Below are 12,547 nucleotides of genomic sequence, written 5' to 3'. Positions count from 1 at the left end.
CCTCGGGCGGGGCGTTCGAGTCAGTGCTCGGCGGGCGCGACGCCGAGTCGCTCGCACGCCGCGTGGTAGAGCGCCACCACCGCGCCACGGATCGCCGCCCGGTCGCCGGCCGGTTCGAGCCACGGCACCCGCACGATCCGCTCGTCGCCGTCGCCGGTGGTCAGCTGCCACTGCCCGGCCTCGGCGTCGAGACCGATCATGCGCGCCGCCGTGGCGGTGGGCTCCGCGAAGGCACGGACGATCAACAGGTTGTCGTCGGCATGGTCGTCGTTCATGTGTCCGGTCACGGCAGCAACGACGTCGGCATCGAATCGAGTCACGGCGAGGAGCCTAGCGAAGCCGAAACCGGCGCAGGCAGCCGCGCATCGGTCACGAGTCGGTAAAGACTCCGGGGCGGGTCGCGACCCTGGCATACGCTCGATGTCTGCCGGTGCTGGACGCGGGCGGATAACGGACGAGCGGATGGATCGGAGATCCGGATGCGAATCGCGGATGTGCTGCGCAACAAGGGCCGGGCCGTCGTGACCGTGCCCCCGACCGCGACAGTCGGGGAGGTCGTCGAAGTCCTGGCCACCCGAAATTTGGGCGCCCTGGTCGTCCTCGAGGACACCGCCCCGATCGGCATCGTCACCGAACGCGACGTGGTCCGGCTGATCCACGTGCACGGCCCCGGCGTCCTCGATGCACGCGTCTCCGACGTGATGACCACGGCGATGTACACGTGCCTGCCGAGCGACAGCGTCGACAGTCTCGCCGAGACCATGACCGAGCGGCGGATCCGGCATCTGCCCGTGCTCGTGGACGGGCACCTCGCGGGCATCGTCAGCATCGGCGACATCGTCAAGAGCCGCATCGACGAACTGCAGGCCGAGCGCGACCAGCTCGAGTCGTACATCGACCACGGCTGACGACCACCGCCTACGCCGGGGCCCCCACCTCGTACGCAGCCTCGAGCGCCTCGAGTTCCGCGCCGAGATGATCGAGCAGTGGATGCAACTGCCGGATGCTGCGCCCGCACGACGTGAGACCGAACGCGATCTCGCCGTCGGTGCTCGTGCACGTGATGTTCAGCGCCTGCCCGTCGACCGGCACCGACAGCGGATACAGGGCGTCGACGCGGCAACCGTTCCAGTACAACGGATCCGTGGGACCGGGCACGTTCGAGACGATCACGTTGAACGGTGGCCGCGGCAACGCCCGGTTCCCGGTGAGCACCCCCACCGCGAGCGGCGCGATGCCCAGGGCACTCGCCGCGAGCCGCGACACCGTCGACATCCCTTCCATCGACTGCTTGCCCTCGGCCATCGAGTCCCGAACGGCCTCCAGGCGGGCCTGCGGGTCCGCGAGGTGGGTCGCGAGATTGCACATGAGGACGCCGATGTCGTTGCCGCCCGGATCCTTGTCCTTGCGCAGCGACACCGGGACCATCGCGATGAGCGGATCGTCGGGCAGGGCGTCGTGTTCGAGCATGAACGTGCGCAGCGCGCCCGCCGACATCGCGAGCACCACGTCGTTGACGGTGGCCTCGGCGGCCTTCGCGACCATCTGCACGCGTTCGAGCGGCCACGATCGGGCCGCGAACCGGCGTGCCCCCGCGATGGGCACGTTGAACATGCTGTTCGGCGCGGACAGCGACATCGACCCACCGCGGTCGTGCAGCGCCCGATCGACGGTTCCCACCAGCGCCGGCACGAGCCCGACGGCCTCCGCGACGGTCGCGCGCACCGCGCGGACGATCGCGCCGGGCAGATCGATGGCGGTACCGACCGCGGACCTCGCCGGGTCCGAACGGTCCACGGTGCCCCACGGCGCCGGCATCCCGGTCTCGCACGGATCGGTGGAGAGCACACGCCGCAGCAGTTTCATCGCACCGACACCGTCGGCGAGGGCGTGGTGGATCTTGACGTAGATCGCGTACCTGCCGTCGGCCAGCCCCTCGATCAGGTAGATCTCCCACAGGGGCCGGGACCGGTCCAGGACGGTGCTGTGCAGGCGCGACACCAGCTCCCACAGCTCGTCGATACCGCCCGGTCGCGGCAGGGCGTTGAAGCGTACGTGGTGGTCGAGGTCGAAGCGAGGATCCTCCTCCCACGCCCACTGCCAGAGCGTGGACAGCGACCGCACCGCGCGGCGGCGCCACAGCGGCGCCACATCGTCGTCGCGGGACAACGCCTCGACGAACAGAGCTCGAACATCCTGATCGGTGGCGCCCTCCGGTGGCTGCAGCAGCAGCAGTCCCCCGACGTGCATCGGATGCTCACGGGACTCGCCGAGCAGGAACATCGAATCGGTCGGTGACATCGGTAACCGCATTCGGTTTCTTTCCGCTACCCGCCACGCGAGAGCTCACTTCGGGGTGAGCCCCCTGCAGCTCACCGGAAAAGCACCCGTAGTGAGAGCGATCACATCGGGTGCTCTCCAAAGTTCTACGTGATGAACCACCGGGATCGCCACCGTTCGAACGACCGATCTGATGCACTGCGAATGCATGTTCAGTTACCGGTGTCCGTGGCCCGGGCCGCGGCGAGGCCGGAATCGGGTCGCAGCGGTACCTCCCGCCAGAGCAGCACCAGCACGACCGTCACCACACCGACGACCGAGGTCACGAGGAAGACCGTGTCCATCGCGTCGGCGAACCCGTCGGCGAGCGGTCGCGCGAGAACCGGGTTCAGCCGCTGCACGATCGAACTGTCCCCGAGCACCGATTCGAGCGCACCCGGATCCCGTTCGAGCACACCGCGGGCGAACGACGCGTCGACCGGATCACCCCCGCGCGTCGCCGCGGTCAGCGCCGACCGGAAACCGGGATCGGCGGCCGCGGCGGCCAGACGCTCGGCGATCGCGGAAGTGACCCGGGCGAACAGGATCGACAGGAACACCGCCACCCCGAGGGTGCCGCCGATCTGCCGGAAGAACGTGGCCGCCGCGGTGGACACCCCCATGTCCTGCGGTGGCAACGCGTTCTGCAACGCGAGGGTGATCGGCTGCAGGAGATTGCCCAGGCCGAACCCGAGGATCGCCATGTAGGCCATCACGAGCGGCAGCGCCGTGTCCGTGGCGATCGTGTGCAGCAGGAACATGCCGACGGTGAGCATCGCCGATCCGATGATCGGGTAGATCCGGTAGTGCCCGGTGTGCGCGATGAGCTGGCCCGAGAACACCGAACCGGTCATGATGCCGAGCACCATCGGGATCATCTGCAGCCCGGCGACCGTCGGTGACGATCCACGCACCACCTGCAGGTACTGCGGCAGCAGTGAGATGCCTCCGAACATCGCGGTGCCGACGAGCAGCGAGATCAGCACACCCAGCGCGAACGTGCGATTGCGGAAGAACCGCATCGGGATCAGCGCCGCGTCCTTCATTCCGATCTCGACGGCGACGAACACCGCCACCCCGACACCGCCGACGAGATAGCAGCTCACCGCCGGGCCGCTGCCCCAGCCCCATTCGCGGCCCTGTTCGGCGACGACGAGCAGCGGCACCACCGCGACGACGAGCGCCAGCGCACCCCACCAGTCGATGCGGATCGCCCGGCGCTGCGCGGGCAGCCGCAGATTACGGGCCACCACCGCGAGGGCGAGCACCCCGACGGGAACGTTGACCAGGAACACCCACCGCCAGCCCGTGATGCCGAGCAGGCTGCCGGTCCCGGCGAAGAAACCGCCGAGGACCGGACCGAGCACGCTGGAGACGCCGAACACGGCGAGGAAGTACGCCTGGTATTTGGCACGTTCGCGAGGCGCGAGGATGTCGCCGAGAATCGCCAGCGCCAGCGACATCAGGCCGCCGGCGCCGATGCCCTGGATCGCCCGGAACGCGGCGAGCATGTACACCGAGGTGGCGAACGAGCACAGCAGCGAACCCAGCAGGAACACGGAGATCGCCGTCAGGTACAGCCGGCGTCGCCCGTAGATGTCGGACAGCTTGCCGTACAGCGGCGTCGTGATCGTCGCGGTGACGAGATACGCCGTGGTGACCCACGCCTGCAGCGCATAGCCGTTCAGGTCGTCGGCGATCGTCCGGATCGCGGTGGCGACGACGGTCTGATCGAGGGCGGCCAGGAACATCCCCAGCATCAATCCGCTGAGGATGGAGAGGATCTCGCGGTGCGTGAACGCGACCGATGCGGCCGGGTCGGCACGGTCGCGGTCGGTGCCCGTCACCGTTCCACTCTGTGCCCGGCCCGGCCCGTCGGCAAGTACCACCTGTCGTCGGCGGCGTGACCTCGCCGGACACGCCCGGCGTCCTCGCCGACCCGACCCTGCCGCCGTCCCGTTCCGCCGGCGAACCCTCAGGGGGACGGGACGGCGGGTGTATCGAGGTAGACCGTGCCGCCGGCGGCTCGGAACTCGGCGGATTTGTGCTGCATCCCGGCGACGACCGCCTGCTCGGTGGCATCACCGAACCGGTCCCGGATGTCCTGGGAGATGCGCATGGAGCAGAACTTCGGCCCGCACATCGAGCAGAAGTGCGCGGTCTTGGCCGGTTCGGCCGGCAGCGTCTCGTCGTGGAACTCCTCGGCGGTCTCCGGATCCAGGGACAGAGCGAACTGGTCCCGCCACCGGAACTCGAAACGCGCCTTCGACAACGCGTCGTCACGCTCGGCGGCACCGGGATGACCCTTGGCGAGGTCCGCGGCGTGGGCGGCGATCTTGTACGTGATCACCCCGGTCTTCACGTCGTTCCTGTTCGGCAGTCCCAGATGTTCCTTCGGAGTGACGTAGCACAGCATCGCCGTGCCGTAGCGGGCGATCTCGGCGGCCCCGATCGCGGAGGTGATGTGGTCGTAGCCCGGAGCGATGTCGGTCACCAGCGGGCCCAGGGTGTAGAAGGGCGCGCCGTGACACAGCTTCTGCTGCCGCTCCACGTTCTCCCGCACCAGGTGCAGCGGGACGTGGCCGGGCCCCTCCACCATGACCTGCACGTCGTGGGCCCAGGCGCGGGCGGTCAGCTCGGCGAGGGTGTCCAGCTCGGCGAACTGGGCGACGTCGTTGGCGTCGGCGATCGACCCGGGCCGCAGCCCGTCACCGAGGGAGAAAGCGACGTCGTAGCGGGCGAAGATCTCGCAGAGCTCGTCGAAGTGGGTGTAGAGGAAATTCTCCTCGTGGTGGGCCAGGCACCACCCGGCCATGATCGACCCGCCCCGGGAGACGATGCCGGTGACCCGCTCGGCCGTCAGCGGCACGTAGCGCAGCAGCACCCCGGCATGAATCGTCATGTAGTCCACACCCTGTTCGCACTGCTCGATCACGGTGTCGCGGAAAATCTCCCAGGTCAATGCTTCCGCCCGCCCGTTGACCTTCTCCAGGGCCTGGTAGATCGGCACCGTGCCGATCGGCACCGGGGAGTTGCGGATGATCCACTCCCGGGTGGTGTGGATGTCCTCGCCGGTGGACAGGTCCATCACGGTGTCCGCGCCCCAGCGGGTGGCCCAGCGCATCTTGTCCACCTCCTCGGCGATGGAGCCGGTCACCGCCGAGTTGCCGATGTTGGCGTTGATCTTCACCAGGAACGCCCTGCCGATGATCATCGGCTCGGACTCGGGATGGTTGATGTTGGCCGGGATGATCGCCCGCCCCGCCGCCAGTTCGGTGCGTACCAGTTCCACATCGCAGTTCTCCCGCAATGCCACGAACCGCATCTCCTGGGTGATGATCCCGGCCCTGGCGTAGTGCATCTGCGTGACCGTCCGGCCCGCCTTCGCCCGCACCGGGACACGGCGGGGGCCTTTCCACTCCCGGGACGCCTCACCACGCCGGGCGGCCGAGCGACCGTCGTCGAGCAGATCCCGTTCCCGGCCCGGGTACTGCTCGACGTCGCCGCGAGCGGCGATCCAGGAGGCCCGTGCCGGCGGGAGCCCGACCTCCGGGTCGCTGCCGGGACCCTCGGTGCGGTAGACCCGCAGTGGCGGGTTCGGGACCCCACCCGGGGAGTTCTCCAAGCGGATTTCCGTGACGGGAACGTGGAGGTCGTGTTCCTCGTCGTGGACATGGGTCAGGGCCTGGGCGTTCGATGCGCTCATCGGAACTGTGCCTACTTCCTTCGCCGGCATTACCCGGACAGGTTCGACGGTCGCAGGCTGCGTCAGCCCGATCTCAGCCCCTGCAATAGGGCTCCCGTGTGGACGGCACCGACACTAACACCGTTGCCGGCCCGGGTCTCCCACCAGGGTCCGCACCGACGGTGCGCCTTCAGGGACTTGCGTTGCCGTGATGGATGTTTCGTGGTCACGATGGATGTTTCGTGGTCACGCGGATTGGGCATCGCCGAGATCGCACCCTGGTGCTGTCGATATCCATTCGTACACCGCTGCTTCCGTCGTCCGGAACGTCGCGCCGAGCTCCTCCGCGTCGAGATACATACTGCTTGAATGTGCTGTCTTGTAATGCAATTCGATATCGTCGGCCGCCACGGCACCTATGCGGTGCGACAATTCAGGTGTCGAAGGGAGACCCGCGATGACCCAGACACGACCCGTGATCAGGGACGACGTCGAGGAATCGATCGGCGGTGGCGAGGACGTCGCACCCCCTGGGCTCGGGATGGCCCTCGGTGCCCTGGCCGATGTGTTCGGCCACGGACGGACAGTGGCCCGGCACAGCGCCGCGTTCGGCAAGGAACTGGCGAAGATCGCCGTCGGCCGGTCGACGGTGGCCCCGGCCAAGGGCGATCGCCGGTTCACCGACCCGGCATGGGATACACACCCGGCCTACCACCGACTCGAACAGACCTACCTGGCGGCCACGGGCGCCGTCGACGGCGTGGTCGACGACGTCGGCCGCGCGATCGACGCGCGCCGGGCGGCCGAGGCCAAATTCGCCGCCGACATCCTCACCGCGGCCCTGGCCCCGACGAACTACCTGTGGACCAACCCCGCGGCACTGAAGGAAGCGTTCGACACCGCCGGACTCAGTCTGGTGCGCGGCACCAAGCATTTCGTCACCGATGTGATCGAGAACCGGGGCATGCCGTCGATGGTGCCGCGCGACGCCTTCACCGTCGGTAAGGACCTCGCGGTGACCCCGGGAGCGGTGGTCTCCCGCGACCCGGTCGGCGAGGTGATCCAATACACCCCCACCACGACCACGGTGCGCAGCCGGCCGGTGCTGGTGGTGCCGCCACCGATCGGCCGGTACTACTTCCTGGACCTGCGGCCGGGACGCAGCTTCGTCGAGTACAACGTCGGCCGGGGCCTGCAGACCTTCATGCTGTCGTGGCGCAATCCCAGCGCCGAGCAGGGCGACTGGGACATGGACACCTACGCCGCGCGGATACTCCGGGCGATCGACGAGGTGCGGGAGATCACCGGCAGCGACGACGTGAACCTGATCGGGTTCTGCGCCGGCGGCATCCTCGCCACCACGGCGCTCAACCATCTCGCCGCTCAGGGCGATGACCGGGTGCACAGCATGGCGTACGCGGTGACGATGCTCGACTTCGGTAACCCGGCCTTGCTCGGCGCGTTCGCGCGCCCCGCGCTGGTCCGGTTCGCGAAGGGCCGCTCACGCCGCAAGGGCCTGATCAGCGCCCGGGACATGGGCTCGGCGTTCACCTGGATGCGTCCGAACGATCTGGTGTTCAACTACGTCGTCAACAACTACCTGATGGGACGCACCCCGCCGGCGTTCGACATCCTCGCCTGGAACGCCGACGGCACCAACCTGCCCGGCGCCCTGCACGGTCAGTTCCTCGACATCTTCCGCGACAATCTCCTCGTCGAGCCGGGCGGGCTCACCGTGCTGGACACGCCGGTGGACCTGAAGTCGATCACCGTGCCCACCTTCGTCTCCGGTGCCATCGCCGATCACCTGACCGCGTGGCGCAGCTGCTACCGCACCACCCAATTGCTCGGCGGCGACACCGAGTTCGTGCTCAGCTTCTCCGGGCACATCGCCAGCCTGGTCAACCCGCCCGGCAACCCCAAGGCCCACTACTGGACCGGCGGCACACCGGGCCCGGATCCGGACACCTGGCTCGAGCACGCCGAACGACAGCAGGGCAGCTGGTGGGAGGCCTGGGCGGACTGGGCAATCGCCCGCAGCGGAGAGGAGACCGCTGCACCCGCCGCACCCGGCAGCGACCGGTATCCGCCGCTCGAGGCTGCCCCCGGCCGGTACGTGCGCGACCTTCCCGCCGACTGACCACCGGCCTGCACCCTGTATCAGGACAGCGGCCGCGGTGCCGAGCTCTCGTCACCGCGGTCGACTCCGCTCACTTCGCCTGGCGCGGAGGAAGATTCGCGCCGGATCGACGCCCGAACCGGTGTTACATGTCCAGGCCGAGATCGAGCACCGTCACCGAGTGCGTGAGCGCCCCGACCGCGAGGTAGTCGACGCCGGTACGCGCGTAGTCCGCGGCGACCTCGAGGGTCAGCCCACCGGACGATTCGAGCCGGGTCTGCGGCGCGTGGGTGTTGCGGCGCTGCACCGCGATCTGCGTCTGCCACACCGGGAAGTTGTCGAGCAGGATCAGCTCGGCCTTCTCGGCGAGCACCTCGTCGAACTGTTCGAGGCTGTCGACCTCGACCTCGCACGGGATGCCCGGGGCGTGCGCACGCACCGCGCGCAGCGCCGCGACCACCGAGCCGGCAGCGGCGACGTGGTTGTCCTTGATGAGGGCCTCGTCGCCGAGACCCATGCGGTGGTTGACGCCGCCGCCGACACGCACCGAGTACTTCTGCAGGGCGCGCAGTCCGGGCAGCGTCTTGCGGCTGTCGCGGATCTTCGCCTCGGTCCCGGCGACCGCGTCCACCCAGTGCGCGGTCGCGGTGGCGATGCCGGACATGTGGCACATCAGGTTCAGCATGGTGCGCTCGGCGGTGAGCAGGCCCCGCGTCGGCGCCTCGACGATGAGCACCGGCTCACCGGCCTGCACCCGATGCCCGTCCTGGACCCGGTCGAGCACCTGGTAGTTGCCGTCGCCGATCACCTCGTCGAGGACCATCAGACCCGCGTCGACACCGGCGATCGTGCCCGGTGAGCGCGGCACCACCGCCGCGGTCGCGACCGCGTCCGCCGGCACCGTCGCTTCGGACGTGACGTCGGCGCCGTAACGCAGGTCCTCGTCGAGCGCGACGCGGATCAGGGTGAGGATCTCGTCGCGGTCGAGGCCTTCGGGCAGCTCGGTGGCCATTGTCTAACGCACTCCTGTCAGGGTGGGGACGGTCAGGTCGACATCGCCGTCGACCAGGCGGATTTCGAGGCTGCGCGCCTGTGCCGGATCGGTGTCGGGGCAGTCGCTGCGGGTGTGGCAACCGCGGCTCTCGGTGCGGGCGCGGGCCGCGACGAGCAGTGCGTCCGCGGTGACGGTCAGCGCCGCGTCCTCGAGCGCGGTGGTGTCGGTGCACAGGCTGTGCCCGGCGTCCAGGAGACCGGCCTGGGCCGCGGCGAGTCCGGCGTCGTCGCGGACGACCGGGGCGTGGCGCGTCATCAGGGCCTGCAGGGTCGCGCGGTCGGCACGCCGGCGGGCCGGCAGCGCCGCGTCGGTCGCTTCCACGCGCAGGCCGGCGCGTTCCTCGGCGGCGGCGTGCCCGGCGCGTTCGCCGAGCACGAGTCCTTCGAGGAGGCTGTTCGAGGCCAGCCGGTTCGCACCGTGCAGGCCGGTGCGGGCGACCTCCCCGGCGGCGTACAGGCCGGGCACCGCGGTGCGGCCGTGCACGTCGGTGACGACGCCGCCGCACGAGTAGTGCGCGGCCGGGGCGACCGGGATCAGGTCGTCGGCCGGGTCGAGACCGACGGCCAGGCACGAGGCGGTGATCGTGGGGAACCGTTCGGCGAAACCGTCGAGGTGCCGCGCGTCGAGGAACACGTGCTCCTCCCCCAGCACGGCGAGCCGCTCGGCGATGGCACGGGAGACCACGTCGCGGGGTGCGAGATCACCCAGCGGGTGCACCCCCGCGGTGATCGAGGCCCCGTGGGAATCGACGAGGCGTGCGCCCTCGCCGCGGACCGCCTCGCTGATGAGCGGGCGCCGGCCCTCGCCGCCCCGCGCGTACAGCACGGTCGGGTGGAACTGCACGAATTCGACGTCCGCGACCGCGGCACCGGCGTGCAGCGCCAGTGCGATGCCGTCGGCGGTGGCACCGGCCGGATTGGTGCTGCACGCATACAGCTGGCCCAGCCCACCGGTGGCGAGCAGCACGGCGGGGGTGTGCACGACGCCGAGGCCGCGCTCGTCGAGGACGAGGACTCCGGTGACGCCGCGCGCATCGGTGAGGATCCGGGCGGCCGCAGCCCCGAACAACACGGGCAGGCTCGCGGCGTTGAGCGCGCGCTGCACCTCCATGCCGGTGGCGTCGCCGCCGGCGTGGATGATGCGCCGGGTCGAGTGCCCGCCCTCGCGGGTGCGGGCGACGTCCCCGTCGCGGCCGCGGTCGAAGACGGCACCGAGATCGGTGAGCGCGGCGACGGCGTGCGGGCCGGCGCTGACGATGGAACGGACCGCGTCCTCGTCACACAGGCCACCACCGGCGGCGAGGGTGTCGGCGACGTGCGAGTCGACGCTGTCGCCGGTCGGGGCGACCACGGCGATGCCGCCCTGCGCGTACTGGGTGGAGGTGTCGGTGGGGCCGCCCTTGCTGAGGGTGAGCACGGTCAGGCCGCGCCGCGCGGCCGCGCGGGCCGCGGTCAGTCCCGCAACCCCGCCGCCCACGACCACCAGGTCGGCGCGGGCCTCCCAGCCCACGCCGACCCCCGTAGGCGTCGTCACTCGCCGCCGCCGGGATTGCCGATGGCGATCATCCGCTGCACGGACAGGCGGGCACGCTCGGCGACGGCCGGGTCCACGTGCACCTCGTCCTTGCCCTCGCGCAGGCAACGCAGCAGGGAGGCGGGGGTGATCATCTTCATGTACGGGCAGGAGGCGCGGTCGTTGACCGCCTGGAAGTCGATGCCCGGTGCGGCCTTGCGGAGCTGGTGGAGCATGCCGACCTCGGTGGCGACGAGGACCTGCTTGGCGCCGGTCGCGCGCGCGGCGTCGATCATGCCGCCGGTCGAGAGGATCTTGACCTTGTCGTCAGGCACGAAGCCTTCCCCGGCCAGGTAGAGGGCGGAGGTGGCGCAGCCGCATTCGGGGTGGACGAACAGGTCCGCGTCCGGGTGCGACTTGGCCTGGGCGGCCAGTTCCTCGCCGTTGATGCCGGCGTGGACGTGGCATTCGCCGGCCCAGATGTGCATGTTCTCGCGGCCGGTGACGCGCTTGACGTGGGCACCGAGGAACTGGTCGGGCAGGAACAGCACCTCACGGTCGGGGTCGATGGAGGCGACGACGTCGACCGCGTTCGAGGACGTGCAGCAGATGTCGGTCAGGCCCTTGACCTCGGCGGTGGTGTTGACGTACGAGACGACGACGGCGTCCGGGTACTCGGCTTTCCATTCGCGCAGCTGATCTGCGGTGATCGAGTCCGCGAGCGAGCAGCCGGCGCGCTCGTCCGGGATCAGCACTGTCTTGTTCGGGCTGAGGATCTTCGCGGTCTCGGCCATGAAGTGCACGCCACAGAAGACGATGGTGTCCTCCTCCGCCTCGGCAGCGATGCGCGAGAGCGCGAGGGAGTCACCGACGTGATCTGCGATGTCCTGGATGGCAGGCAGCTGGTAGTTGTGCGCCAGCAGCGTCGCGTTGCGCTCGCGGGCCAGCCGACGGACCTCCTCGGCCCACTCCGGCGTCGCGTCGATGCCGGCGTAGCCACCGGGGCCGTCGACGATTGCGGCGGCTCCCGCCCACTCGATCGTGGTCATGGACTGGCTCCTTCGTGCAATCCGGGGCGGGCTGCGCCCGGATTTCCGTATTCGGGGGTTTTCGACTTAGGATCGAAAACATGCCACATAGTAACACTCATCACGAAGTGCTCATCGTGGTGTTCCAGGTTCGCCACTTTCCGGCCACCCCCGAGAACCCCGCAACCGGGCCGGAACTGGCGGTTCTGCTCTGGCAGCGGGCCCTGGATCCGGAGGCCGGGACCTGGTCGCTGCCCGGTGGGCAGCTGCGCGACGACGAGGACCTCACCGCCTCTGCGCGCCGCCAGCTCGCCGAGAAGGTGGATGTGCGCGAGGTCTCCCATCTCGAACAGTTGTCGGTGTTCTCCGCCCCCCACCGCATCCCCGGCCCCCGTACCATCGCGTCCACCTATCTCGGCCTGATACCGAGCACGTCGGATCCGCAGTTGCCCGACGACACCGCCTGGCACCCCGTGGCGCACCTGCCGGAGACGTCCTTCGACCACGGCGTGATGGTCGACAACGCCCGTGCCCGCCTGGCCGCGAAGCTGTCCTACACGAACATCGCATTCGGGCTGGCCCCCGCGGAGTTCGCCATGTCGGAACTGCGCGACATCTATTGCGCTGCACTGGGTTACCAGGTCGATACGACGAACCTGCAGCGAGTTCTCAAGCGCCGCAACGTGCTGACCGCAACCGGTACGACAGCCCCGCCCGGACGCACCGGGGGCCGCCCCGCCGCCCTCTACCGGTTCACCGACTCACGCCTGCGCGTCACCGACGAATTCGCCGCCCTGCGTCCGCCCGGCTGAGATGGATCGCGCCTGATC

Annotated in this window: 11 protein-coding genes and 1 riboswitch; of the genes, 3 read left to right on the top strand and 8 right to left on the bottom strand. The window is 69.7% G+C overall.

The annotated features are described in order from the left end of the window. Positions 1-20: 20 nt before the first annotated feature. Positions 21-320 carry a DUF2470 domain-containing protein gene (locus M1M07_RS16365; RefSeq protein ID WP_248674891.1) on the bottom strand — a complete coding sequence of 100 codons (300 nt, stop codon included), beginning with the start codon at positions 318-320 and terminating at the stop codon, positions 21-23. A 159-nt stretch (positions 321-479) separates the two neighbouring features. Here M1M07_RS16365 and M1M07_RS16360 point away from each other — a divergent pair, with 159 nt between their 5' ends. Beyond that, on the top strand, positions 480-908 hold the full coding sequence (locus M1M07_RS16360; RefSeq protein ID WP_197255379.1) for a CBS domain-containing protein: 429 nt from the start codon (positions 480-482) through the stop codon (positions 906-908). Positions 909-918: 10 nt separating this feature from the next. On the opposite strand, the gene M1M07_RS16355 is transcribed toward M1M07_RS16360, so the two are convergent. The 4 genes from M1M07_RS16355 to M1M07_RS16340 form a co-directional block, all read right to left on the bottom strand. Beyond that, complete coding sequence (locus M1M07_RS16355) at positions 919-2,313, bottom strand: wax ester/triacylglycerol synthase family O-acyltransferase (RefSeq protein ID WP_197255381.1); 1,395 nt, start codon at positions 2,311-2,313, stop codon at positions 919-921. A 179-nt stretch (positions 2,314-2,492) separates the two neighbouring features. Next, a complete protein-coding gene (locus M1M07_RS16350) occupies positions 2,493-4,166 on the bottom strand; it encodes an MDR family MFS transporter (RefSeq protein ID WP_248674890.1) in 1,674 nt (557 codons plus the stop codon). A gap of 128 nt (positions 4,167-4,294) precedes the next feature. Then, positions 4,295-6,025: a phosphomethylpyrimidine synthase ThiC gene (gene thiC / locus M1M07_RS16345; RefSeq protein WP_248674889.1), complete on the bottom strand. Its 1,731-nt coding sequence runs from the start codon at positions 6,023-6,025 to the stop codon at positions 4,295-4,297. Next, positions 6,024-6,133, bottom strand: a riboswitch (TPP riboswitch). It overlaps the preceding gene by 2 nt. 117 nt (positions 6,134-6,250) lie before the next feature. Further along, positions 6,251-6,415, bottom strand: coding sequence for a hypothetical protein (locus M1M07_RS16340; protein ID WP_248674888.1), 165 nt, complete (start codon positions 6,413-6,415; stop codon positions 6,251-6,253). Positions 6,416-6,461: 46 nt separating this feature from the next. Between M1M07_RS16340 and M1M07_RS16335 the strand changes: the two genes are divergently transcribed. Continuing rightward, complete coding sequence (locus M1M07_RS16335; protein WP_248674887.1) at positions 6,462-8,144, top strand: alpha/beta hydrolase; 1,683 nt, start codon at positions 6,462-6,464, stop codon at positions 8,142-8,144. A gap of 124 nt (positions 8,145-8,268) precedes the next feature. Here the strand turns inward: M1M07_RS16335 and nadC are convergent, their stop codons facing one another. From nadC to nadA, 3 genes are read right to left on the bottom strand one after another with little or no spacing between them, the layout of a single operon-like run. Then, positions 8,269-9,135: a carboxylating nicotinate-nucleotide diphosphorylase gene (nadC, locus tag M1M07_RS16330; protein ID WP_248674886.1), complete on the bottom strand. Its 867-nt coding sequence runs from the start codon at positions 9,133-9,135 to the stop codon at positions 8,269-8,271. Between the two features lie 3 nt (positions 9,136-9,138). Further along, on the bottom strand, positions 9,139-10,710 hold the full coding sequence (locus M1M07_RS16325) for an L-aspartate oxidase (protein ID WP_248674885.1): 1,572 nt from the start codon (positions 10,708-10,710) through the stop codon (positions 9,139-9,141). After that, a complete protein-coding gene (gene nadA, locus M1M07_RS16320) occupies positions 10,707-11,738 on the bottom strand; it encodes a quinolinate synthase NadA (RefSeq protein ID WP_197255389.1) in 1,032 nt (343 codons plus the stop codon). Before nadA ends, M1M07_RS16325 begins: the two co-directional genes overlap by 4 nt. An 80-nt stretch (positions 11,739-11,818) precedes the next feature. Between nadA and M1M07_RS16315 the strand changes: the two genes are divergently transcribed. Then, complete coding sequence (locus tag M1M07_RS16315; RefSeq protein ID WP_248674884.1) at positions 11,819-12,529, top strand: NUDIX domain-containing protein; 711 nt, start codon at positions 11,819-11,821, stop codon at positions 12,527-12,529. Positions 12,530-12,547: the final 18 nt, after the last annotated feature.

It is taken from the genome of Rhodococcus sp. HM1 (assembly GCF_023218075.1).
Taxonomy (GTDB): Bacteria; Actinomycetota; Actinomycetes; order Mycobacteriales; family Mycobacteriaceae; genus Rhodococcus.
Note: the sequence above shows the minus strand (reverse complement) of the source record. Positions and strands in the feature narration are given on the sequence as shown.